This window comes from Hoylesella nanceiensis DSM 19126 = JCM 15639 (genome assembly GCF_000379965.1).
GTDB classification, from domain to species: domain Bacteria; phylum Bacteroidota; class Bacteroidia; order Bacteroidales; family Bacteroidaceae; genus Prevotella; species Prevotella nanceiensis.
Window position 1 is genome coordinate 571,280 of the sequence record NZ_KB904327.1, and the last position, 25,222, is coordinate 596,501.

The 25,222-nt window shown below is 38.1% G+C and carries 13 protein-coding genes and 6 pseudogenes; 13 read left to right on the forward strand and 6 right to left on the reverse strand.

Annotated features, from left to right (window positions below):
- Positions 1-45 precede the first annotated feature (45 nt).
- The 6 genes and pseudogenes from A3GM_RS0102405 to A3GM_RS0102425 all read left to right on the forward strand — a co-directional run bounded on the left by A3GM_RS0102405 (position 46) and on the right by A3GM_RS0102425 (position 10,424).
- Complete coding sequence (locus A3GM_RS0102405) at positions 46-2,187, forward strand: peptidylprolyl isomerase (protein ID WP_018361791.1); 2,142 nt, start codon at positions 46-48, stop codon at positions 2,185-2,187.
- Positions 2,188-2,708: 521 nt separating this feature from the next.
- Positions 2,709-3,941, forward strand: a pseudogene (locus A3GM_RS10885) (site-specific integrase).
- A 65-nt stretch (positions 3,942-4,006) separates the two neighbouring features.
- Positions 4,007-5,291, forward strand: a pseudogene (locus tag A3GM_RS10890) (tyrosine-type recombinase/integrase).
- A pseudogene (locus tag A3GM_RS11320) lies at positions 5,288-5,699 on the forward strand (hypothetical protein). The pseudogenes A3GM_RS10890 and A3GM_RS11320 overlap by 4 nt, the downstream one beginning before the upstream one ends.
- A 1,045-nt stretch (positions 5,700-6,744) precedes the next feature.
- Positions 6,745-6,870: a hypothetical protein gene (locus tag A3GM_RS11845; protein ID WP_309546646.1), complete on the forward strand. Its 126-nt coding sequence runs from the start codon at positions 6,745-6,747 to the stop codon at positions 6,868-6,870.
- A 413-nt stretch (positions 6,871-7,283) separates the two neighbouring features.
- Positions 7,284-10,424: a metallophosphoesterase gene (locus A3GM_RS0102425; protein WP_018361795.1), complete on the forward strand. Its 3,141-nt coding sequence runs from the start codon at positions 7,284-7,286 to the stop codon at positions 10,422-10,424.
- A 90-nt stretch (positions 10,425-10,514) separates the two neighbouring features.
- Here the strand turns inward: A3GM_RS0102425 and A3GM_RS0102430 are convergent, their stop codons facing one another.
- The gene (locus tag A3GM_RS0102430; RefSeq protein WP_018361796.1) at positions 10,515-10,820 is read right to left on the reverse strand and encodes a helix-turn-helix domain-containing protein; all 306 of its coding nucleotides are present in this window, start codon (positions 10,818-10,820) and stop codon (positions 10,515-10,517) included.
- 16 nt (positions 10,821-10,836) lie between these two features.
- Complete coding sequence (locus tag A3GM_RS0102435; protein ID WP_018361797.1) at positions 10,837-11,124, reverse strand: helix-turn-helix domain-containing protein; 288 nt, start codon at positions 11,122-11,124, stop codon at positions 10,837-10,839.
- Between the two features lie 593 nt (positions 11,125-11,717).
- Between A3GM_RS0102435 and A3GM_RS11330 the strand changes: the two are divergent.
- The 4 genes and pseudogenes from A3GM_RS11330 to A3GM_RS10905 all read left to right on the forward strand — a co-directional run.
- A pseudogene (locus tag A3GM_RS11330) lies at positions 11,718-12,137 on the forward strand (VapE domain-containing protein); the annotation flags it as partial.
- A gap of 363 nt (positions 12,138-12,500) precedes the next feature.
- Positions 12,501-12,875 (forward strand): annotated as a pseudogene (locus A3GM_RS10900) (DUF3408 domain-containing protein); the annotation flags it as partial.
- 245 nt (positions 12,876-13,120) lie between these two features.
- Positions 13,121-13,552, forward strand: coding sequence for a plasmid mobilization protein (locus A3GM_RS0102450; protein WP_018361800.1), 432 nt, complete (start codon positions 13,121-13,123; stop codon positions 13,550-13,552).
- Positions 13,536-14,615, forward strand: a pseudogene (locus tag A3GM_RS10905) (relaxase/mobilization nuclease domain-containing protein). The gene A3GM_RS0102450 and the pseudogene A3GM_RS10905 overlap by 17 nt, the downstream one beginning before the upstream one ends.
- 325 nt (positions 14,616-14,940) lie before the next feature.
- Here A3GM_RS10905 and A3GM_RS0102460 read toward each other — a convergent pair.
- The 3 genes from A3GM_RS0102460 to nth are packed head-to-tail and all read right to left on the reverse strand — an operon-like array spanning position 14,941 to position 17,944.
- On the reverse strand, positions 14,941-16,488 hold the full coding sequence (locus A3GM_RS0102460; RefSeq protein ID WP_238299173.1) for a ComEC/Rec2 family competence protein: 1,548 nt from the start codon (positions 16,486-16,488) through the stop codon (positions 14,941-14,943).
- A 37-nt stretch (positions 16,489-16,525) separates the two neighbouring features.
- Entirely contained in the window at positions 16,526-17,233 is a 708-nt protein-coding gene (locus A3GM_RS0102465; RefSeq protein ID WP_018361804.1) for a DUF2461 domain-containing protein, read from the reverse strand.
- A 60-nt stretch (positions 17,234-17,293) separates the two neighbouring features.
- Positions 17,294-17,944 carry an endonuclease III gene (nth, locus tag A3GM_RS0102470; protein ID WP_018361805.1) on the reverse strand — a complete coding sequence of 217 codons (651 nt, stop codon included), beginning with the start codon at positions 17,942-17,944 and terminating at the stop codon, positions 17,294-17,296.
- Positions 17,945-18,088: 144 nt separating this feature from the next.
- Between nth and A3GM_RS0102475 the strand changes: the two genes are divergently transcribed.
- Complete coding sequence (locus A3GM_RS0102475) at positions 18,089-18,871, forward strand: Cof-type HAD-IIB family hydrolase (protein ID WP_018361806.1); 783 nt, start codon at positions 18,089-18,091, stop codon at positions 18,869-18,871.
- 81 nt (positions 18,872-18,952) lie between these two features.
- On the opposite strand, the gene A3GM_RS0102480 is transcribed toward A3GM_RS0102475, so the two are convergent.
- The gene (locus A3GM_RS0102480; protein ID WP_018361807.1) at positions 18,953-21,430 is read right to left on the reverse strand and encodes a bifunctional UDP-N-acetylmuramoyl-tripeptide:D-alanyl-D-alanine ligase/alanine racemase; all 2,478 of its coding nucleotides are present in this window, start codon (positions 21,428-21,430) and stop codon (positions 18,953-18,955) included.
- Positions 21,431-21,739: 309 nt separating this feature from the next.
- On the opposite strand from A3GM_RS0102480, the gene A3GM_RS0102485 reads away from it, so the two are divergent.
- Both A3GM_RS0102485 and A3GM_RS0102490 read left to right on the forward strand, forming a co-directional pair.
- Positions 21,740-23,881 carry a Tex family protein gene (locus tag A3GM_RS0102485; protein WP_018361808.1) on the forward strand — a complete coding sequence of 714 codons (2,142 nt, stop codon included), beginning with the start codon at positions 21,740-21,742 and terminating at the stop codon, positions 23,879-23,881.
- Between the two features lie 36 nt (positions 23,882-23,917).
- Entirely contained in the window at positions 23,918-25,141 is a 1,224-nt protein-coding gene (locus A3GM_RS0102490) for a BaiN/RdsA family NAD(P)/FAD-dependent oxidoreductase (RefSeq protein WP_018361809.1), read from the forward strand.
- The last annotated feature ends 81 nt before the right edge of the window (positions 25,142-25,222 follow it).

Genomic DNA, 25,222 nt, shown 5'->3' on the forward strand with positions numbered 1-25,222 from the left:
CACTTAGTATTCATTCAGAAAATAATAATAAAAACAAAATAAACAATGTCAGTATTAGGAAAAATCAGAAGCAAAGGCGCTGTCCTTGTAGGCGTTATAGGATTTGCCCTATTTGCCTTTATTGCCGAAGAAGCATTCCGTTCGTGGGAATCTAACCGCAATAACGATCGCCAACAATTAGGTAAAGTGTTGGGAAAGAAACTTGATGTACAAGAATTTCAAAAGCTTGTTGAAGAGTATTCTGAAGTAATTAAGATGCAACAAGGTAAAGAAAGCCTTAGTGAAGAAGAGCAAACTCAAATCAGAGACATGGTTTGGAACACTTTTGTTCAAAACAAAATTGTTGAGAAAGAGGCTGAAGCTCTTGGCTTAACTGTTACAGATGGAGAAATTCAAAACGTGCTAAAGGCTGGTACAAACCAAATGCTTATGGGCACACCATTCGTTAATCAACAAACAGGTCGATTCGATGTTAATGCTTTAAAGAAATTCTTAGCAGACTATAAGACACAGAAAAGCACTAATCCTCAAATGGCTCAACAGTATGAAAACTTGTATAAATACTGGGTTTTCATCGAAAAGAACCTTCGTCAACAATTGCTTGCACAAAAATATCAAGCTCTTTTTGCTAACTGCTTACTTTCAAATCCAGTAGAAGCTAAGATGGCTTTCAAAGATAATACAGAAGAAAGTAATATCCAATTGGCTTCATTCCCCTACTCTTCTATTGATGATAGCAAGATTACTGTGACTGAATCTGACTTAAAGAGCAAATACGATGAGCTAAAAGAACGTTTCAAACAACCAGTAGAAACACGTAATATCAAATACATCGACATTCAGGTTAAGCCTTCAACAAAAGACACTGAAGATCTTAAGAAGCAATTTGCTGGATACGCAAAAGATCTTTCTGAGACTACAGATGTAAACAATGTTGTTCGCAGAAGCACATCACTTATTCCTTACCTTGGTGTTGCTGTAACAAAGAATGCATATCCACAAGATATTGCTAGCAAGCTAGATTCAATGGCAGTAGGCCAAGTTTCTAACGTATTCGAAAGCAACTTGGATAACACTCTTAATGTTGTTAAACTTGTAAGCAAGCAACAATTGCCCGATTCTGTACAATACAGACAAATCCAAATCGGTGGTGCTACATCAGAACAAGCACACAAAACAGCTGATTCTGTTTATCAAGCACTTAAAGGTGGAGCTGACTTTGAAGTTCTTGCAAAGAAATATGGACAAACAGGAGATAAGGTTTGGTTAACTACTTCACAATACCAAACCGCACCATCTCTAGACAATGACACAAAAACTCTTATTGAAACATTGAACACTCTACCTGTAAACGAAATTAAAAACATTGCTTTCACACAAGGCAACATGATCGTTCAGGTTCTTAATCGTTCAGCTTTCACAAACAAATATGTAGCTGCAGTAGTGAAGAAAAACATCGATTTCTCTCAAAACACCTACACAACAGCATACAACAAGTTTAGCTCTTTTGTTAGTGCAAACACAACTCCTGAGGCTATAACAAAGAACGCTGCAAAGAGTGGTTACACTGTATTAGAACGTAAAGACGTTACAACTGCAGAACACTATCTTGCAGGAATTCACGGAACTCGTGACGCTTTGAAATGGTTGTTCGATGCAAAAGAAGGCGAAGTGTCACCAATGTATCAATGTGGAGATAACGATCACCTTCTACTTGTTATCCTAGATAAGGTTAATCCTAAAGGCTATCGTGCTGTAACAGACCCACAAGTTAAGGAAATTGTTAAGGCTGAAGTAATCAAAGACAAAAAGGCTGAACAACTAATTGCAAAGGCTAAGGGTGTGAATAGCATTAACGCTGCAAAAGCAAAGGGTGCAACTATCTCTGAAGTAGCACAAATAACATTCGCTGCACCAGTATTTATTCCTGCTACAGGAGCAAGTGAACCAGCTCTAAGTGGTGCTGTTTCTGCTACTGCAAAGGGTAAGTTCAGTGCACAACCAGTTAAGGGTAACGCTGCAGTTTACCTATTCCAAGTAACAGGAAAGGCAACAAACAACGTTCCATTTAAGGCTACTGAAGAAGAACAAAAGCTTCGTCAAAAGTACATGCAATATGCAGGTTCATTCATGAACGAGCTTTATCTCAATGCAAACGTAACCGATAACCGTTATTTATTCTTTTAATTAAGAAGGTAACCTATTAGGTTTTCGAATTATAACTCATCATCCGCAATGTTCAATATCGAACATTGCGGATTTTTATTTTTCCCCTATTCCATTGTAAATGAGCAGATCTATTCTACTACAAGAATAGAAACTTAGAATGTACAAGCAAGAAATTGAATTTCAACACCTTTCCTATTCCTGTGTAAAAGCTATCCTTTTATCAAACAAAAGCATTGAGATGGCATTGTAACTAATCAAAGAAAATGAAGAAAGGTCGAAGTTGGAGTAAACTAACTGACAATGAGTGAGAAATGGAACGATTTGCATAAAAGTACTCTTTTCAAAAAGGGTAGGAATATGCAGATTTAGGCAAAAGTTCAGTTACTAAAGCATTACCTGATTTTGGGATAGGTAACGATGGAGTAATGTCCGGTAACTGAATTATTTTCGCTCGTGTGGCTGTTGCTGTGGTCGGCAGTTTTCTGCATAAGTGGGGAACGCTTTAATTCGGGTAACTTTGTCCATAAAAATTAAAGCGTATGAAAAATGAAAAGATGAAGGTGTTGCTCTACCTCAAAAAGAGCGGTTTGGACAAGTCGGGCAAGGCTCCGATTATGGGACGCATCACACTTGGAAGGAATGTTGCGCAGTTCAGTTGTAAACTCTCCTGCAATCCAGAGTTGTGGAATCCACGAGAGAGTAGGATGGACGGCAAGAGTCGTGAAGCGGTGGAGATAAACGTCAGGTTGGAGAGTTTGCTGTTGTCTGTCCAGTCGGCTTATCAGTCCCTGCTCTCCAAAGGTTGCCCGTTTGACGCAACCGAAGTGAAAGAGCTGTTCCAAGGGAGCGTACAGACTCGCTGTATGCTTATCGAAAGGCTGGATATGCTCATCAAGGAGAAAGAAAGCCATATCGGTGTGGACATCAAGAAAGAGTCCCTGTCAAGTTATCATTCTACGAGAAACCGCTTGCAGGAGTTCATTCAAAAGAGATACAAGGTTTCTGATTTGGCTTTCTCACAATTGACAGAGAACTTTATCTATGAGTTTCGCCAATACTACTTGGGAGTATGCGGTTTCCAAGAAAGTTCTTTCTTCGCAGTGGCATATCCCAGTTGAAAACAGTCTGTAAGTTGGCTTATCGCGAGGGGATAGCCGATACTCTGATGTTTGACAAAGCCCATATAGAAAGGGGAGACAAGAAAATTCCAAAGGCACTTGACAGGGAAGCATTGGACAAGTTAAAGGTTCTCCGCCTTAATGACTTGGAGGAGGAAATGAAAACGGCAAGGGATATTTTCCTCTTTGCCTGTTATACAGGTGCTGCGTATTGCGATTTGATGGAACTTGGTAAATCTTCATCTTGTCCGTGATGACGAGGGAAGTTTGTGGCTGAAGTTCAACCGTCAAAAGACAGGCGTATTCTGCCGTGTCAAACTGCTGCCGGAAGCTATTAGGCTGATGGAGAAACTTCGCAGCGATGAAAGGGAAACGCTGCTTCCATACATGAAGTACAAGAACTATCAGACCTGCCTGAAAGCCCTGCGGCTTCGTGCAGGTATATCATTTCCCTTTACCACGCATACCGCAAGGCACACTTTCGCAACGCTCATCACGCTTGAACAGGGCGTGCCCATTGAAACGGTGAGCAAGATGCTCGGACATAGCAACGTGAGTATGACCGAGCGCTATGCAAAAGTAACACCACAGAAACTCTTTGAGGAATTTGACTGCTTCCTTTCTTTCACCGAAGATATGCAACTGGCTATCTGACCATTTGCTTTCATTTAACATAGTATTTAGTCAAATAAAAAACGGACAATTCAATCAAGACCATTATGAGAAGTACATTCAAGATACTGTTCTATATCAACAGACAGAAGACAAAGGCGGACGGCAACACCGCCATTCTCTGCCGTATCACGATAGACGGAAAAAGCGCAGCCATTACCACAGGCGAAGAGTGCCAGCCCTCCGAGTGAAACGCTAAACAAGGGCTGACAACCAACAAGAAGACAAACCAAAGAATCAATGAGTTTAAGGAACTTGTTGAGAGAACGTATAGAGATTTACTGAAAAAGGACGGAGTGGTAAGCGTGGAACTTATCAAGAACCGCTTGCAAGGCTTTGCCACCAATCCCACTACTCTCCTTGCCATGAGTAAGGCGGAACTGCAATCCGTCAAATAGTCAGTAGGTAAGTCAAAGGCTGCGGGAACTTATCAGAACCTGTATTACTCAGACAAGATGCTCACGGAGTTTGTAAAGGACATAGGAAATGAGGATATACCCATTATTGCCATCACGGAGGATTTGTTTGATGAATACCGTTTCTTCTTGAAGAAGCGCGAATATGCCGCATCGACTATTAACCGTTACCTTTGTTGGCTGAGCCGACTGATGTTTCGTGCGGTGAGCAGCAGGATTATCCGCTGCAATCCCTTTGAGAACGCCAAGTATGAGAATGAAGAAAAGAAGATACGCTTCCTGCAAAAGAGCGATGTAATGAAACTTATGGCAATGAAAATGAACGACAGAGAATCTGAGTTGGCACGGCTGATGTTTGTTTTTTCCTGCTTTACAGGGTTGGCAATCGTCGATATGGAAAGTTTAGAATACAGCCATATCCAAACAGCAGCAGACGGACAGAAGTATATCCGCAAGGAGCGTCAGAAGACAAAGGTTGAGTTTGTCGTACCGTTACACCCCATAGCTGAAACCATCATCAGCCATTGCAGGAATGCGCAGGCAGGAAACGAAGAACAGCAGACGGTGAAAGAAAAAGGCGACACAACCGCATTGCAGCCGTAGCGTGATGAGCAAGAACCTGTGCATTGTGGGCAAGGCTTGCGGTATCAGACAGCGATTGTCGTACCATATTGCACGGCACACTTTCGGTACGATGAGCCTAAGTTCAGGCATACCTATTGAGAGCATAGCCAAGATGATGGGGCACGCTTCCATATCAAGCGCTCAAGTTTATGCGCAGGTGACGGATAACAAGATTTCAGAGGATATGGACAGGCTCATCGCCAAGCAATCGGAAAAGGAGAAAGAAATAGTGGAGAGAGAGGCTTGTGAATCTTCGGATATTGTAACCTGTAAAATGGAGGAAACGGCATGAAGACAAACAACAATCCAAACATAAGAACAAACACTGTCAATCATCGTAGTTATTTTGATTGGGGCAGCAAAATGCAAGTCATTCGCAAAGGAAACGGAGAGATAGCTATGACAGAGAGTGAACTTGTGAGGTTCTTCGGGGTTACATGGAGGAAACTCAACCATAGCTGCAAACGATAATAAAATCCTCCAACCTACATCCCGATGAGAGGGTTGCAGGTGAGGAAGTTATCAAGAAGGGAAAGACCGTAAGTTATTCACCACTCTATCCCCTTCCTGTCATCATCGCCCTGTCCTTTCTATTGGACAGCATGGAAGCGCATTTATTCAGAAAGCAATCAATAAAAGATTGCAGACAGAGGCTTCCATTGTAACGCCAATCTTCCTATTGGACAATACCAAGAACTGATGAATATATTTCTTTTTCTTTCACTGATTATATCTTTTACAACATAACTACAATAAGGAGTAAGACGGCAAAAGAGAAAGGATTGGCGTGTAGTCAAAAAATGACCATTCTCATTACTACGACATGACTACATACTACGTCAATGACAGAACGAAGAATATGATTGTAATATATAAAGGTACATTCGTGTCGCACACGAATTCCATATCTAATTATTTTTTTACAAGTTTCAGGAACTTTGATAATCTTTACACCCGATTATAACTATCACTAAGTGAATAGATTAGAGAGTAACAGATCTCGGCAGTATCCTTCCTTATATAATATAAGGTGTATGTACAGCGCAGGGAAACAGAGGCTTTGCTGTAGATTCCCGTATGTATCTTTTACGGATTGTCATGTGAAAAATGCCGTGAATTTGTTGTCAGATTAATTTGGCAGTTCCAAATAACTTATTACTCTCTCATAGGGACACCATCGCAAACTCCTTCCATAAATATCTTACTATACGCGTGCGTGAAAAACTGCAAGAAGCCTTTGGATAGGGGAATTGCAAGATATTTCGTTGCCTGTTTTGTCATGCCTGTTGACCAAGTCTTTGCCAACGGATAATAGTATGGCATTCAGTCATGAACCATAGAAGGCGATGAACTCAATGCGAAGAAGAATATCTTCTTCGACGAGGAAGAGGACTGGGGGAAACCGTGCTTCAATGCTTGGAAAGACTGATACAACATAATACCACGCTCCCCTTCACTGATGGTGAGGTGTGATTTTCCGTTTCAAGTAGAACAGATACTATTGACAACATTTATTAACTAATCGAGAAGCGGTGCAAAAACAGACCTTGCCTGAATATACCTCAGTGGGGCACTACTTATACTTTAGTTGTTATTAACATTCCGCAGCCTTCCAGCACAAGACAATCAAACCTATGGCATTCAACAAGAAAATGAAAGTAAACGACAAGTGGTATCCCAAGTTCGTTCTCGTTGGCCCCGTCATCACAACGGATCAAGTAGCAAAGTATTTGGCGGTCAAATTAATGGTATGCCCTTCCGATGTACGTGTTGTACTCACGACATTAAGCGGCGTGATGGACGACTATATGGCACAGAGGTGCTCGGTGAAGTTCGACGGAATCGATCGTCCTACTTCACGGCAGCAATGAACAATAACGGCATGCGCGTGCGCTTCATTCCCACAATCCGCTTCTGTGGGGTGGCAAGAGAAATACAGGTGGCGGTTGTCATGTTGTACGTGGACTGACGGATATGGACATCGAGTGGGAGGAATGGAAAGGCGAAGTCGACTCTGATGATTCTGGCTCAACACCGAGCAATGAGAATATTCATCCTAGTGACTTTTTTATAAATCTCTAATTTCTATGGCGCAAGGGTTGTTGGGGAATAGCATTTGCCCCTATTGTATTTAATTAATCAATGTTTCATTTTTACGATTATCTTATTTCTTGTATTTTATCTAAAATTAATATATTAATTCTGTGAGAACATTATTAGAATTATTTGTATGTAAGAATTCGTTTATTTTCATTATCTTTGCAATAAATTAGATAAAAGCAAAATGAGAATAATACATCTTTCCGATTTCCATTTAGATAAGTCTAAACTGACACCATTTAATAACATTGTATATCAATTAGAGTGCGCACTCAAAATGATTAATGAAGAAAAGAAAATAGATTTAATCATATTTACAGGTGACATGATTAACCAAGGCGGAAGAAGCTTTCCTACTATAGAAGACGCGTTCGAAGCTTTTAAAAAAATTTTCATTATTCGTTTATGTACTGCTATAAAGCTTCCTCTCAACCGTTTTATTTTCACGATGGGTAATCATGATGTCAGAAGGGACAAAGATAGTAAAGCTACAGAAATAGGCTTGCAATCTTTACTAAAAGACTTGAATTCTGTTAGTGACATTATAGATAATGAAGATTCTGATAATAGCGTGAACAGAATTGTACCATTCAAGGAATTTGAAAAAGGATTTTATTCTGGTATTTTAACGTCTGATGAGTATAAATTCTCAAAATTTTGTTCAAATTTTAAATTGCAAATAGAAGAACATCGCATTGGCATCTCTACATTAAATACGGCATGGAGATGTTGGGATTCTGATAAGGATAGAGGAAATATCTGGATGGGACCATCACAAATTCGAAATTCTATTGAATTCCTTTCTGATTGTGATTTAAAGGTTGCGATTTCTCATCACAAATACGAATGGCTAAAAGCTGAAGAAAGATTGAATGACGAGCAATTGTTAGCGAAAAATTATGATATGTATTTTTGTGGACATACTCATAGTTCTACCAGTGATTATAAATTATCACCTAATGGAAATTCGTTCGAGGTTGTAGCACCTGGTATTCTATCTGACAATATAAATGAAACTAATTACAACTATAAGAATGGTTTCGGATTAATAGATTACGACTTTGATGAAAGTAGAATTAGCACATCAGTTTTTAAACAAATAGATGGTGAAAGTTTTTGTAAAGATTTAAATTTTGGGAATAATGGTTTATGGACGATAGATATTCCTCAAGGCGAAATTGCTACTGTCGCTAAAAAGAGGAAAGAGGCACTAATGCTTGTTAGAGAGAACATTTCTGAAATGGATCGACATTTGTTAAGTTATAACACTAATTCCAATGCTCCCAAATCAATTCAGGAAATATTTGTTATGCCACATTTGACCAAGATAGATAAATTGGAAGAGTCTGAGGGGGAATTCAAAGAGAGCACAATAGATAACTTTGAGGATATTATAAATTCTGATGACAACTTCATAATCTTTGGAATAAAAGAGGCTGGTAAGACTATTATGCTTGATAGAATACTGTTAGAATTTATTGAAAAAAGAAAAGATATTTTACCTGCACGTCTTGATTTTCATGATATCAATAAGGATATTGTGCTGATTCTACGTAATATATGGGGAGTTAATAAGAGTAATTGTGAAAAAATATTAGCTAGTGGAAATGTTGTCATATTGATTGATAATATTTCTTTCACTATGGACTCTCAAGATAGACTTTTTATTTTAAATGAATTTTGCAGAAAATATACAGGATGTAGATTCATAGGAACAAGTCTTGAAAAGAAATTTAGGGACCTTTCTTTTAATGCAGATTCTCTGTCTATAATAGATTATCAGCGGATTGAAATCGCGCAATTTAGAACAAAACAGATTAAAGAATTAGCAAGGAAATGGATTTCCAAAAAAGGTACAGGTATCAATGTGAAAAAACTCAATACTTTGTTAGAGGCCTTTTCACATTTTAATCTCCCTCGTACCCCATTTTCTGTATCTATGTTTCTTTGGATTTTAGAACGTGAGGATTCATATAGAGCATTAAATAATTCTGTTTTAATTGAAAGTTTTATTATTGAATTACTCAAAGCAAAAGATGGTAAATCTATTGGGGAACGTGCTATTTTTGATTATAGCAATAAACTCGTTCTCCTTTCGGAAATAGCAGAACAGATGTTAAGGGAAAATAAAGACAATTATGCTCTATCACACTCTTCTATTTTAAAATTTATAGAAAATTATTTAACAGCATTGGATTTTAACAACTTATATCAACCTTATAGAATCCTCAATGATTTGTTAGACACAGGGATTCTTATTGAAGACGGCTCTAACATCCGATTTAAATTTGCTTGTTTCTTTGAATTTATGTTGGCTAAGCGAATGGAGTTTAGTGCGGAATTCAAAAAAGAAGTATTGGATGAGAATAAGTTTTTCTATTTCTATAATGAAATCATATATTATACGGGTTTGCATCGTGGAGAAAAGGAAATTCTGCAAATGTTGATAGATCAATTAGAATATTACTATATAGATATAAATGATATTGTATTTAAAAGAGTGAATTCTATTGATGATTTTTTCAATGTAGACAGGAGTTTGGTTGAACAAATCACTGCAGATGATTTATTTAATGTCCTCCCTGAGAAAGAGACAGAAGAAGAAAAGAATATTAAAGTAGATAGAAAATATGAGGTTCGATCAAATGGGCAAGATCAAAATATAATAAAAAGAAAAAATACCAATAAATTCGAAAATTATAATAAAATTCTTCTACTTACAATGAATGTGTTAAGGAATTCTGAAGAGATCAAAGAGGAAAACATGAAGTATAACTCATACAAAATAATTTTGAGGAATTCGATTGCATATTGTATGCTGTATAAATTGATATGTGAAAGTTTTGTTAGACATTCCAATAAATTTCCAAGTAATCGTATTGAAGAATTTATGTTTATCCTTCGTATTCTACCAAATATTCATCAAGAATTATTAAGTAATAATCTTGGAACATTTAAATTATCAGAGGTCTTTTATAAGAAAGTAGAGGAAGATAATCTGAATATTACGAATGTCTCTGAATTTGAGAGATTCCTTTCTGTCTTTATGTATGCAGATGTTAGAGGAGCTGAGTTTAAAAATGTTACTGCCCAATTTATCCAGAACTTTAATAAAAAGTACGTTGCAGACGCATGTTACCTAAAACTTTTATTCTATTATTATAAGTCATCAGAAAAGAATTTCGATGATTTCCTTTTAAAGAATCTTGTTAGCCTCTATATAAGAGTAAATGAAAATAAAAATGGCAAAAAACGTATAGATAGAAGTAAAATAATCCAACAATTAAAAGATAGACGAAAAGAAATTCAAAGAGATACAAAGTAAATGATATTCTACGAGTACAGAATGGGGAGAATTTTGTCAATAATGAGAAGTTGATAGAAAGCCCATGTTTTTAGGGAAATGTCACATTTTTTACATTTTTAATTTGCTGTTTTTAAAGTTTTTCTCCAAGATTCTTTCCAAATCCGACTCCTTATAGAGAATCTTCCCTGCAAACTGCGTGTAGGGGATAATCCTCCTGTCCCGATAGTCCTGCAAGGTGCGGGGGCTGATATACAGCCTCTCGCATACTTCCTCACCTGTGAGAAAGTGCTCACCGCCAAACAACAGCTTGTGTATCTGTGCCACTTCCTTAATTCTCTTGCTTACTCCGCTGATAGCTGACAGCACCACCTGCATATCGCCAGCCTCCATATTCAAATCTCTTACGTGTTCCATAACCTACGTGTTTATTTTATTTTTCCGTTTTTGATTTCTCTGTTTTGGTTTGGAGCAACCGTTCCACGTCCTCACGCTTGTAATAGCACTTATGCCCGATTTGGGAAAATGGCAGCACGCCTGTATCACGGTAGTGCTGCAAGGTTCGCTTACTGATGTTGAGTAGCCTGCACACATCACCATTGTGCAGCCACTCAGTGTGCCTGCTCTGTTCTCCAAATGCCTTGTGGCAGGTCTCGGCAAGATTGAGTATCTCGTACCTCAGCTTTGCCCAATTTGAATCCGTAATGATAAAATATCCCATAGTTTTATTGTTATTTTGTTTGTAATTCTGCCTTATTGGTATTGACAACACCTTTGCCTGTTCTGCGTTTCATTGTACGTTTATGCCAACAAAAGTATGATGAGTTTGTCATATTTCAAAGCAGCAGGGAACAGCAGGGAAACATCGGGAAGTAGAAGGAAAAGCTAACGCATTTTTTATCGGTAGCCGTTTGTACATTCTTTCCCTGTTTTCTTCTTTCGCCGTCCGTCTGGTGCAAAGATAGGGCAGTGCATGTCCTATTCAATAATTCTTCGTTCAAGTGACACCTTGTAACACTTTTAGTGTGGACAAACGCTACCCTATTTCTGTGCTGATTCTATTGTTTGCAGTATCGGTGCAGAATACTGCAAACGTGTGCAAAAGGTACGTTTCTATCTCTGCCTTTCCTTGCTATTTTATACCCAGTTTTGACTTAATTCGTGTTTAAATCAGTCATTTCTTTTCCTGTCTCCATAAAAATCCGTGCGAACTTTATTGCCAATGAACGCAACATTATGCAAGCACTCCCTGAATGCTTGGAACTTTGACATTCTCTTCCTAACTTCACTCTCGGAAAGAAAACCAAGCATATAATGAAAAGGAATGCAGATAAAGACAATTCTGTGGGCGAAAATAATACGCCCAAGCAAAGGAAGACTTCCTCCCCAAAAGGTGAGATAGAAACCTATCTCTCCTCCTATTATTAGTTCAGATATAACACGATATTAGGTAGAACCGAATACAGGGGCAAGGAGGATGCTCACTTCTCAAAAGTGGGGCGCTATGAAATCAACGCGCTCCGCAGGGAACTTGACAACGATGTGGGGATTATCACATCTTCCGACAACCTCTATTCAATTATTGAGAGCAGCTTCTCTCCACGTGTCAATCCCATACAGGAGTATTTCAAAAGGTTGCCATTGTTGGATGTAAGTAGCAGTTCTCCCTTTTCACTGAAAGCCATTCCCCACTTGGCAAGTTTCGTGGCATCGGTAAACGACAATGATTTTCTTACAGCCCCTACAGGAAGCAGACGATTTTTTGCTATTTGTTTAGCAGTTGCAGTAGTCGATGTAGTAAGCCTATGTCGTAAGTTAGTAGTATGAGTAAATACTACAAGGTGCGATTGATTATCAGTTCCTTAGCACAAAATAGTATGTAGTAAGAAGAAAGATGAAAAAGTTTGGAGAGAAAATCAAAACAGGTCAAACATAAAATGAGATAGAACTATGGAAAAGAAAACAACAGGTAGCAAAAAAATGGAGAATACTAACCACGCCACCAACCAGTCTTTAGGACTAAACCAAATTGAAGGCTCGTCAGAATATATCATTGCCGAACTTAAGTCAAGCAAAGCCTGATTTATTCAAGCCTTAAACAAGCAGGACACAGAGAATACCATGCACTCTGAGCCTGCACGGAATACTGAGAACGTAACCGTTCAGAAACACATCAGTGCCAAGATGAGAAAGAAAACATTCGAAGCCTACAAGCAAGCCAATCTTGTGCCGACCAAGTTAAACAACCGTAAGGCTGTCTATCTGAGCAGGGAGACACAGGAACGTGCCGACTTCATTGTGCGTAGGTTAGGCGACAGGGGCAGCAACCTTTCAAGCTTTGTTGAGAACATCGTTCGTCAGCATCTGGAGGAATATGGTGAAGACATGGAGAAGACTGTAAACCACAAGGAAAAGGTAGACGGTTTTCAGGGAAAAGGTCTACCTTTTCTTCTTCGGCTTAGTTCTCTATGAGAATGCCACGAACGCAGTTAGTCATAGAATGCACGGCATTCGTTTTTAGGCTATAAAACGTTTTAAGCGTATATAATTTGTTCGGTAGCATTGCAAGACGTCAGTTTGTACCCACAAACTGCTCTTGCTCCCCTCGTCGGACTGTCGGGGAGATAAGACCGTAATCACTCCGTTCTCATCGGTCAGTATTCAAGAATTAAGAGACAATGAATCATCTATAATGATTAACTTTCAAGGAAGCTTATATGAACAGATATGATAAAAAGACAGCTAAATGGCAGCAACAGAATAAGGAAGAGCAGAAGATGAACAAGACAGAATTCATCAAGGTAAGATGCACCTTAGAGGAAAAGCAGCGTATCAAGTCTAAGGCGGAAAGTGCGGGGTGTAAGTTCTCCGATTACTGCCGTGAGATATTACTTAATGGAGAGGTAACAGCTGTTCCTAAGATGACCGAAAATGAGAGGGAAGCCATTTGTATACTTCAGCATACGGGCAGGTTCTATGGGCAGATTTCTAACCTTATCAAGGTTAAGGATGAAAGGTGGGTACATATCACTAAGAACCTTTCGCTATGTGCCAAAGAGGCATTTAAGAGATTCTACAACCCTCATTTTCGTGTAGACGATGAGATATATAAAGTCTTAAATATGAGAAGAGATGATAGGAAAGTGTAAGGCGATAGCGCATGGCAGCACGGCTTTAGACTATATTTTCAGCGAGGGCAAACTCGGCAGTCGGCTTGCCTTACACAATCTTTGCAGCAGAGAGCCAAAGACTATCTATGAGGAAATGAAAGTGGTCAGCAACTATAACAGCCGTTGCAGGAACGAGTTTCTCCGTATCGAAATAGGCATCGCACCGCAGGACGAGAAAAGATTGTCTGTATCCGAGCTTATGGGAATAGCTCATTTGTTTGCCAAGCGAATGGGACTTGACAACCACCAATGGGTAGCGGTAACGCACAAGGACACCGATAATAGACACATTCACATTATTGCCAACCGTATCAGCCTTTACGGAGAGGTCTATGATACCACCTTTGTGAGCAACAAGGCAGAGAGAGTGGCGGAGGAAATAAGCAGAGAGAAAGGCTCGACCATCGCAAAGGAGGTCAAGGCGGAGAAGAAATATCAAAAGACAAAAGCCAGTCCAATGAGAGAGCAAACAAAGAAAGAGGTACAGCAAATCTGTTATTCCCTGCTTGACAAGTACAAAGGAACAGGTATCACAGGGCATTCCATGTTCCTCTACGACCTTAACAAGAGTGGTGTAACCATCGAACGCTTGAAGAACAAGTAGGGCAATGTCTATGGCTTGAAATTCTCATACGCAGGACAATCCTTCAAGGCTTCCAAGATAGGCAGGGAGTTCGGCTACCGTTCCTTGCAGAAGAACTTTGAGATTGCCAATAAAGCCGAAACAAAGGAGACGATAACAAAAGCTCACACATTGGCACACGAGACTACAAAAGATAAAACCCACTCAGACACAAGCTATCAACTTGTTCCTCCCAGTCGTTCGTACATACCACCTACAAAAGCAAACGAAAGTTCATCTATTGCACAAGCCGTAGGAAATGTAGCAAGCACCGCCTTGAAAGCAGCCGAAGAAATGATTTCGGGAGCAGGTAGACTTATCAATCCACAGACACACGGTGATGATTATGCCGAGATGGCTTGGCAACGAAAACTCAGAAGCCAAGCCAAGAAAAAGAAGAAAAGAGGAAGAAGTATATAACAGCTCCTATCTATTTCCAATCGCTCAAAAACTCAAGGATGAAGTAAAAGAGCGAAAATTTTATCAAAAACGCTTGTTATTCAAAGCAAATTATTATCTTTGCAAACAGAATAACAAGCGTTCTTTGTTGATGTAGAAACATGCGACAGAAAGCACTTCGCTCGTTTCCAAATCGTTACCTGTTTAGTTTGTATCACAAGGTAACTTCTTCTTTCTCAATTAGATACATTTTAAGAATTATCTTACCATGTAAAAGCATTTCTTTTACACTATAAAACGATAGCTATTACTCTCAACAGGCGATAGCAATAAAAAGAATAAGATGTTAGTAAGGGGCAATTATCTGCGAGCGATACACCTTAATACATATTTTTACCACCCAAAAGAGCAAGACAATTAAGATATAACACAATCCAACTTGCAACTCATCAATATACACATCTGCAATAAAAGCATAAGGAAGCTTTGCAATCCACCTTAAAACAGCATTAAGTTTATCAATCAAGTCACAAGCAATAGTCATTAAAACAATAATCTTTCCATACAAAACACTACCTAATAATGCCATAAAAGCCGTATAAACTACTACTATAAACACAGGAACAGCTATAATATTTGCAAGTAGGAAATAAGTAGGAAAACCACCAAAGTAGTATAAAACCAATGGAGCTACACCAATTTGGGCAGATAAACTCACAGCTATCATCTTCATAATAGCATTCAAAAGCCTACCAATAAGCGATGTCGCAGGACTTAAACAAAAAGTGAAAAGAGGATAAAATAAAAAGATGGCCAACACAGAAAGGAACGACATTTGAAACGACACGTCCCATAATAGCAAAGGATTAGCAAACAACAATACCAAAGCGGCACACGAAAGAGAATTCAAAGAGAATGCTTTCCGATTCAAAAGCTGTATAAATGTCAAGATAGAAAACATTACAGCAGCACGTAAAACACTAACAGGTAAGCCCACTATAAAGGCATAAATCCATATAGAAGTAAGTACAATACAAGCTCTTATCAATGCAGAAAAGAGCGATCTCGTTAATAATAGCAAGAGAGAAAAGATGACACTGAGATGCAATCCCGATAAAGCCAACAGATGAGAGGTGCCTGTTTGACTATAAGTTACTCGCAAAGATTTGCTTAAACTTGTCTTTTCGCCTAATATAACAGCTTTCAATATCGCCTTCGACTCATTACTTCCGCTCACCTTTTCCATTTGTTTCAGCAATCCATAGCGCACCTTCAAAGCCTTTATCTTTATTTGCTCAAACACAGAAAGGAATTCTACTCCTTTACCACAATATTGCCAATTAGAGGGAAGAATAAAAGTTTTACCTACTATCCTAGCACACTTCAAACGCTTAAAATAGCTTTCTAACCTGCTATCTGTAGATGTTTCAAAGTTCGTTAATTCTGAATTTATCCCTAACCAACTGCCCATTGTCACTTGTTTAAGTTCCTTTTCACTTTCAGAAATAAAGAAACTTGCCTGAACTTTCATTCCCTCCCATTCGCCATCCATAATCATTAACGGAGCCATAACAACTTTTCCATATCGCTCGGGCATATCCAAAACCACAGCATTATAACATGCTGAGCTAGAATTAATAGATCTTTCATCTTCTAACTGCATACTATGTAGACGCCAACCACCTACAGAAAAGGCGCAAAGGAACAACAATAAACTCGCCATTATTTCTCGACTGCGAAAGAAAAAGAAAGCAACAATCGTCGAAATAATCATTGTCTGCCAAAAGAAAGGTGGCAACTCTGCCCCCAAATAATAAGTCGTTAAGATGCCTAAGATAAACACTACGACAATACGCAACATGGGGTTGCATAGTAAGAATTGTTTAGTAGTCATTGGATAATAGTTCTTTGATAATTAAGGTGTGATCGGATTAGGGTTCGTAATCGGCAATAACATCATTCATAAAGTCCATCATTGGTTTTCCTATCTTAAAGATTCTCACCACTTCTTCAATCCATTTATCACCCTCAAAGAAATCATCTGGCAAGCGAACCCATGCACAATAGTCTTTCATTCTTAAGTAATTCATGTATTCATAATCACGTGGAAAGTCTTTAGGACAACTCTTTAAGCACTCAAGACCAAATCCTTTAGAATGTTCATCGCCCCATTTTGAAGTATTAGGAGTGCCGTATGTTTCAACAAACTCTTTGTTTTCCACTCTCGTTCTCCACTCATCTATATTGCCCATTATCTCATTTCGACATGCTGTTAAAATGTTGGTTGGCAAGAAATAAGCACCTATGGCAACAAGAGTTTGCCCTTTTTCTATATGAATATAATAGCCTCCGCAAAGCGACTTGCGTCCATTCATACAGATATAAGCACCAAGATGGTTTTTATAAGGAGACTTATCAGGCGAGAAACGAGTATCTCTATTAAAACGATAGGTGCAATCTTTTACTGTTAAATGGGCTATAGTTGGATCGAATTGGGCTATTGCTGTAATGAGCTTTGTTATTCCCTCTTCGAAAGAAGCTCTACAAGCCGTATATTCTTCTTTATGTTCTAAAAACCATTCTCTATTATTATTGGCGGTGATATCTGCCAAAAACTTATTTATTCGCTTTGCTTGCATAATCTATCTTACAATTATATTAATAACGATATAATGATATTTTATTAGATGCGATAAGAGTTATTCCAACTTTGAACCTTCGAGTAGTTTAGGACAAATCTTATCGAAAACACACTTCGCACATTGTGGAGTTCTACTTAAACAAACATATCTTCCATGCAATATAAGCCAATGATGAGCATTGGGAACATCTTCTGCTGGAATGTATTTATAGAGTGTTTCTTCCACTTTCAATGGCGTATTGGCAGTCTTTGGTACAAGTCCCATGCGATGACTAACACGATAAACGTGCGTATCTACAGCCATTGTTGCCTTTCCAAACCACACTGCTTGCACCACATTTGCGGTCTTTCGCCCCACACCAGGAAGCTTCATAAGGTCTTCTCTCTTCTCTGGAACTTCTCCATTGAATTGCTCTACCAACATTTTAGCCATCTCAATAAGATGCTTTGCCTTTGCATTGGGATAGCTTACACTACGTATATACTCAAAAACCTCATATACTTCTGCTTGCGACATCGCCAAAGGTGTGGGATAGGCAGCAAACAATTCGGGGGTTACTTGGTTAATTCTTTTATCAGTACACTGCGCACTTAACAACGTTGCAACAATCAATTCGAAAGCTGTTGTGAATTGTAATTCAGTGGTTGTGATGGGCATTTCTTTTCTAAAATATGCCAAAATATACTCATAACGTTCTTTACGTGTCATATTGCAAATATACAAAAAACAAAGAAAAGAGCCCTTTTATATCTTGCTTTTTAGTAATTTTGCAAACGATTATTGATAAATTACTGACAATAATAAAGGAATTGAGAGGTAATTCCATTCTTTTTAATACACTTCAGGATAAATATGATAAAAGCATTATTCTTTGATATCGACGGAACTTTGGTGAGTTTCAACACTCACAAGATAGCCCAATCAACTATAGATGGTTTAAATATTGCCAAAGAAAGAGGCATTAAGATATTCATTTCGACAGGACGTCCTTTGTCTTTCATCAACAATTTAGGCGATATAGAACATCTTATTGATGGTTATATCACCACCAATGGATCGTACAACTTTATGGGAAAGTCTGTTATATCAATGCATTCCATTCCCAAAGAAGGGGTATTGACTCTTGTCGACTATCTAAATAAGCACGAATATCCCGCTATCTTGGTGGGAACTGATAACACTGCAGTTATCAATCACAAGCCCATTGTTGATCGGATAGTCATCGATACTCTCAATATTACGAATATCGACTTCTCAATAACCGCCAAAACGATTCTTCAACAAGACATTCTTCAAATCACACCATTCATCACTCAGGAACAACAAGACATCATTATGCCTCAAATTCCTCATTGTACAAGTGAGAGATGGCATCCTGAATTCATTGATACTGTAAACAAACAAGCCTCTAAAGGTAAAGCTTTATCGGATATTGTTGCATACAACGACTTGCTAATTAGCGAGACTATGGCTTTCGGAGACGGCGGAAATGACATTTCAATGCTGTTAAAAGCGGGTGTTGGAGTGGCTATGGGAAATGCTAATGACAATGTAAAAGCAATGGCAAATTATGTTACTTCATCGGCAGATGACGACGGTATATACAAAGCACTCAAGCATTTTGAAGTAATATAACAAATTGATAAGATACAAAAAATGATTCTTTAAAGGCTCAACTGGCATTTTAAAGAATCATTTTCTTTTAACAACTTACTGCTAATCTTGGAAATATACCCTCTTAACTCGTTCGCTTATAGAGGTTAAAACCTCATAAGGAATGGTACCTAAGGTGTCTGATAGCACTGTAACGGGCAACTTATCACCAAATATTTCCACACTATCTCCTTCTTTACAAGGTATATCTGTGACATCAATCATAGCGACATCCATACATATATTGCCTAAATATGGAGCCTTATGTCCATTTACTAAGCAGTAACAATTTCTGTTTCCAAGACGTCTATCCAATCCATCTGCATAACCAATCGGTATTGCTGCCACTATAGTTTCACGCTCAACAGTACCCTTTCTGCTATATCCTACAGTTTCATTGCGACCTATTTTGTGCATTTGCAATATGGTAGTACGCAACGAACATACATTATTTATAATTTGATTGTCACGACTATTGATGCCATATAGGCCTAAACCAAGTCTACACATATCGAGTTGTCGATCTGGAAAGTGAAGTATTCCTGCACTATTGTCAATATGTCGCAAGATATGATGTGTAAAAGCTGCTTGCAATTGCTTGCTCGCTTTATCGAAAAGAGTGAACTGCTGTGCTGAGAAGTCATCGAAATTATCACTATCTGAACCTACAAAATGTGAGAAAACACTACGTGGAATAATGGTATTTTGGTGCTTCTTTAAGATCGAGATCAATCGTTCTATATCGTGAATAGGATCGAATCCCAATCTATGCATACCCGTATCGAGCTTAATATGTATTGGACATTGAGTGATTCCTTCCTTCTCTGCTTCTTCAATTAAAGCCTCTAAAAGACGGAATGAATATACTTCTGGCTCGAGTTCATAATCGAATATCGTTTTAAAAGACGACATCTCAGGATTCATAATCATGACATTTGCAGTCACACCGTGCTTTCTTAGCGCCACACCTTCATCGGCGACAGCCACCGCAAGATAGTCAACTCGATGGTCTTGGAGGGTCTTTGCCACTTCAACAGCACCCGAACCATATCCATTAGCCTTAATCATACATACCAATTTCGTATCTTGTTTCAAATAAGAACGATAGAAATTGAGATTCTGAACCAAAGCACTTAGATTCACTTCTAATGTTGTTTCGTGTACTTTCTTCACCAAAAGCTCGGTTATTTTATCAAAACCAAAGCGACGTGCACCTTTTAATAAGATGATATTATCACGCAAATTCGAAAACAATTCGCTATCAATAAAATCTTGAACTGTTATAAAGAATGAGCTATTTGGTAATTGGAAACAATCTTGATGAGCACATATTTCAGGTCCAATGCCTATAAATTGGTCTACACCTCGTTGTTTCATCAACGCAGAAACCTCGCTATAAAGCAGAGAAAGAGGCTTGCCTGTTTGATAAATGTCGCTTAATATCAATACTCTTTGACGCTCTTTAGCATCTGGTCGACGGCTCATAAAGTCTAAAGCAATATCGAGTGAGTTGATATCTGAATTGTAAGAATCGTTGATAAGCGTACAATCATGTCTGCCTTCTTTCACCTCTAATCGCATAGCAACAGGCTCCAAAGAAGTCATTCGCTCTTCTATTGCATTCTTATCTATACCTAAATATAAGCCAACAGCTAAACACTCAATAGAATCTTCGATAGAAGCTTCATCAATAAAAGGTATCTTATAACTACCTTCTACACCTTTATACGAATAAGATATAACGCTATCTGTATTATTTTTCAACACATTAGAAACATAAAGGGTTGCCTTTTCATTCTGTCTTGATAACGAAAAGCGTTGTCCTTTAAATGAAAATTGCTCTACACAACGTTTCACTAAGCTATCATCTTCATTATAAATAAGAAGCTTTGAATCTGTAAATAGCTTTAATTTCTCATTACATTTCTCTTCTAAAGAAGTGAAATTCTCTTGGTGTGCATCGCCAATGGTTGTTAATATGCCTATTGTTGGCTGAATAATGTCACGCAATGAGTCCATTTCTCCAGGCTCACTTATTCCCGCTTCGAATACTCCCAGCTGCGTATTGTTGGTTAATAACCATACAGAAAGAGGCACTCCTGTTTGAGAATTGTAGCTTCTTGGACTACGAGTAACAACCAATGAGGGTGAAAGGAGTTGATAAATCCACTCTTTCACCATTGTTTTTCCGTTACTACCAGTTATTCCTATCACTGGAATAGCAAACTCATCACGATGTCTTTCGGCTAATCTTTGAAGGGCATCAAGGGTATTTGACACCTTAAGAAAATTGGAATTAGGGTATAATACCTCGTAATTATCAGGAACTTCATTCACAACAAAGTTGCGAACGCCACGCTTATACAAGTCGGATAAATATCTACTTCCGTCATTACTCATTGTTTTTATAGCAAAAAACAATGTTTCTTCTGCAAAACATAACGACCTACTGTCTGTTAATAAGAATACAATAGAAGCGTTAGTTCTACCATATCGGCGTGCTCCTATCAATGCTGTTATTCTCTCAATTGTATAAGTCATCACCCTATTTCCTTATCTTTTCTTTTATTTCTTCTTTGTATTTGTCTGCCATTTCAATGAAATCGAATTACAAAAGCCTTCTCTTTTCATTCTTATAACCGACATACATTACTTTAATAGTTGCACAAAAGTACAATAAAATTTGAAATGCTACATCAATATTACACAAAAAACAGAATAAAAGTTCAACTCTATTGCATCACACTTGTTTATCTTCTCGAAATAAACACATTGCTTATTGTCATAAAACAAGAATACATTTAGTTCATCTTTTTTCATTAACTTTGCAACAATAATATAAAAAGAAAAATGAATAAGTTTACATCTAAGATAGCGAAAGAACTGAATCTTTCTGCCAAAGTGGTAGAGAATACCTTGGAACTCCTAAACAATGGAGCAACAATTCCATTCATTAGTAGATATAGAAAGGAGCAAACCGGAGGCTTAGACGAGGTTAATATTGGCTTAATAAAGGACTTATACGACAAAGAAGTGGAGCTTTCTAAACGCAAAGAGACCGTTATCAAAACCATAACAGAAGTAGGAAAGATGACAAAAGAATTGCTCCAACAAATTGAAGAATGCCCCACTGCTGCACAATTAGAAGACCTTTACCTGCCATTTAAGCCTAAACGCCGTACAAAAGCACAGATAGCGAAGGAAAAAGGACTTGAACCTCTTGCGCAATTCATCATGATTCAGCGTGAAAACAATATTGAACAAAAAGCAAGAGCATTTCTTTCTCCCGATATTAAAGATGTGAACGAAGCCATAAAAGGTGCTCAAGACATTATTGCTGAATTGTTTTCTGAAGACCAAAGAGCACGACAAATGCTCAGAAAGAACATGCAATACGAGGCAGTTGTTGTGGCAAAGCAGAAAAAAGGCATTGAACTTACAGAGGAAGCACTTAAATATAAGGATTATTTCAACTATTCTGAACGCTTAAAAAGATGTTCTTCTCATCGTCTGTTAGCTATTAATAGAGGCGAGAAAGAAGGCTTTTTGTCTATTAATATTGAGTTAGACGATGATGCTTTCATTCAAAGAATTGCCCGTTTCTTTATTAAATCGAATGGAAAAGCAGCCCAACTTATTCACGAAGCCATTGAAGATGGATACAAACGACTTCTTTTTCCAGCTATAAAGAATGAGGTTTTGGCACTAGCAAAGGAACAAGCAGACGCTGAAACCATTAAAGTTTTTGCCGAAAATCTACGCCAACTACTCCTTGCAGCACCATTGGGACAAAAGAGAACTTTAGGTATTGACCCTGGATTTAGAACTGGTTGTAAGGTAGTTTGTCTGAATTCTGAAGGCAATCTATTACAGCATACGGTTATTTTCCCTAACGCTCCGCATAATAAAACAAAAGAAGCGCAAGACACCATCAAACAACTTACGTCTAAATACGATATTGAAGCCATTGCAATTGGTAATGGAACGGCAAGCAGAGAAACGCTTTCTATTGTTAAAGGAATTGACTTTACAAAGCAACTCGATGTTTTTGTAGTGAGCGAAGATGGTGCTTCTATCTATTCTGCATCAAAAATTGCCCGTGAAGAGTTCCCAAATGAAGATGTAACTGTGCGTGGAGCAGTTTCTATTGCACGCAGATTGATGGACCCTTTGGCTGAACTTGTGAAGATAGATGCCAAAAACATTGGTGTAGGTCAGTATCAACACGATGTTGATCAGAATGCTCTTAAAAAGAGTTTAGATGTAGTTGTGGAGAGTTGTGTTAACTCTGTGGGAGTGAATCTCAATACTGCTAGTAGCTCTTTACTCACTTATGTAAGTGGACTTGGTCCTTCTTTGGCTCAGAACATTATTGATTTTAGAAGTAAAAATGGTGCTTTTAACTCACGTTCTCAATTGAAAAAGGTACCTCGTTTAGGCGATATTGCTTTTCAACAATGCGCTGGTTTCCTTCGTATTCCTAACGGAAAGCACCCTTTAGACAATACTGCAGTACACCCAGAGAGCTACCATATTGTTGAAAAAATGGCAAAAGACGCTCGCTGTAGCATTGAAATGCTTATTCAAGACAAAGCAAAACAAAAGGCAATTGACCTTAACTTGTACGTTACTAATGAGATAGGACTCCCTACTCTACAAGATATTATGACCGAATTAGATAAGCCAGGGCGTGATCCAAGAATGCAATTAGAATATTTTGAGTTTGATTCTAGAGTCAAAGAAATAGGTGATTTATCTATAGGAATGGTGCTTCCTGGCATTATAACCAATATAACTAACTTTGGAGTATTTGTTGATATTGGTGTACATAACGATGGATTAGTTCATATTTCGCAAATAACCAACAGATATATCAGTAGTCCTACCGATGTAGTTAAACTGCATCAACACGTCCAAGTCAAGGTTATTGAGGTGGACTTACAACGCAAACGAATTGCACTATCAATGCGTTTGAACGAGAACGAGAAATAAATTAGCACAAACTATATTTTGATAAAGAGGAAAGAGATGAAGAATATTGCTATTATTGGTGGTGGAGCTGCTGGTTTCTTTGCTGCTATTACAGCAAAGAAACAAAATAAAAACAATGAAGTTTTTATCTTCGAACGTAGTAAAAAGGTTCTTGCTAAGGTGGCAATAACAGGCGGTGGACGATGTAATGTAACCAATTCGTTCAACGAAATATCATCCCTTACAACAGCTTATCCACGTGGTCACAAGCTATTAAAACGTTTGTTTAACATATTCGACTATACTTCTTGCTATCAATGGTTTGAAAAACATGGAGTAAAACTTATAACACAAGAAGATAATTGTGTTTTTCCTCAATCTCAAGATGCCCAAAGTATCGTTCAATGTTTGGTGAATGAAGCTCACAAATTGGGTGTCAAAGTAATTACAGATCATTGGTTAGAAAACATCGAAGCACAAGAAAACGGAACTATATGCTTGCACTTCAAAGACAAAGGGAAAAGATGTTTCGATGCTGTTGCTATAACAACAGGCGGTTCTCCACGCATAGAAGCATTGCAATACCTTGCAAAATGTGGCCATAAGATAGAACAACCTGTCCCCTCTCTCTTCACCTTTAACATCAACAACAATAGTTTAAAGTCGCTAATGGGAACGGTTATACCCAACGCCAGTCTACATATTCCAGGCTCAAAGATCAATAGTAGTGGTGCACTTCTCATCACTCACTGGGGTATTAGCGGTCCTGCCACCCTTAAACTATCTTCGTATGCTGCCCGAATTGCTAAAGAACAGAATTATAAAATATCTATTGCAATTAACTGGGCAAATGGCTTTAGTATTGCAGAAGTTGAGAAATTATTAAAAGACACCATACAGAACAATCCGCAAAAGCAGATTTCATCTATCCGTTTTCTAGATATAACCAATCGTGTTTGGACCTTCCTTTTATCACGTGCAGACATAGATTGCCAAAAGAAATGCAATGAGTTGAGTAAGAAGATGATTAACAAACTCATTGAAACGCTTACAAATGACATTTATACCACCAACGGGAAAGGAGCCTTTAAGGAAGAATTTGTGACCTGTGGAGGCGTTTCTTTGAAAAGTATTAATAGCAATACGTTAGAGAGTAAGCATATTCCTAACTTATATTTCGCAGGTGAAGTGCTCGACATTGATGCTATTACGGGTGGCTTTAACTTGCAAGCTGCATGGACAACAGGCTACGTTGTGGGCTTAAACATTGGCAAAGAATAACCCTGCTTTAGGCTTATTTCCCCTACAACACATACAACATATAACTCTTTTACAATCAATACTATATACGACCTCAATAAA

What these genes read in the sequence shown, in the direction of transcription:
- A3GM_RS0102450 (WP_018361800.1), top strand. Translation starts at nt 13,121, where the DNA reads ATGAACAGATATGATAAAAAGACAGCTAAATGGCAGCAACAGAATAAG.
- A3GM_RS0102490 (WP_018361809.1), top strand. Translation starts at nt 23,918, where the DNA reads ATGAAGAATATTGCTATTATTGGTGGTGGAGCTGCTGGTTTCTTTGCT.
- A3GM_RS0102475 (WP_018361806.1), top strand. Translation starts at nt 18,089, where the DNA reads ATGATAAAAGCATTATTCTTTGATATCGACGGAACTTTGGTGAGTTTC.
- A3GM_RS0102480 (WP_018361807.1), bottom strand. Translation starts at nt 21,430, where the DNA reads ATGACTTATACAATTGAGAGAATAACAGCATTGATAGGAGCACGCCGA.
- A3GM_RS0102405 (WP_018361791.1), top strand. Translation starts at nt 46, where the DNA reads ATGTCAGTATTAGGAAAAATCAGAAGCAAAGGCGCTGTCCTTGTAGGC.
- A3GM_RS0102485 (WP_018361808.1), top strand. Translation starts at nt 21,740, where the DNA reads ATGAATAAGTTTACATCTAAGATAGCGAAAGAACTGAATCTTTCTGCC.
- nth (WP_018361805.1), bottom strand. Translation starts at nt 17,944, where the DNA reads ATGACACGTAAAGAACGTTATGAGTATATTTTGGCATATTTTAGAAAA.
- A3GM_RS11845 (WP_309546646.1), top strand. Translation starts at nt 6,745, where the DNA reads ATGGTATGCCCTTCCGATGTACGTGTTGTACTCACGACATTAAGCGGC.
- A3GM_RS0102435 (WP_018361797.1), bottom strand. Translation starts at nt 11,124, where the DNA reads ATGGGATATTTTATCATTACGGATTCAAATTGGGCAAAGCTGAGGTAC.
- A3GM_RS0102460 (WP_238299173.1), bottom strand. Translation starts at nt 16,488, where the DNA reads ATGACTACTAAACAATTCTTACTATGCAACCCCATGTTGCGTATTGTC.
- A3GM_RS0102430 (WP_018361796.1), bottom strand. Translation starts at nt 10,820, where the DNA reads ATGGAACACGTAAGAGATTTGAATATGGAGGCTGGCGATATGCAGGTG.
- A3GM_RS0102425 (WP_018361795.1), top strand. Translation starts at nt 7,284, where the DNA reads ATGAGAATAATACATCTTTCCGATTTCCATTTAGATAAGTCTAAACTG.
- A3GM_RS0102465 (WP_018361804.1), bottom strand. Translation starts at nt 17,233, where the DNA reads ATGCAAGCAAAGCGAATAAATAAGTTTTTGGCAGATATCACCGCCAAT.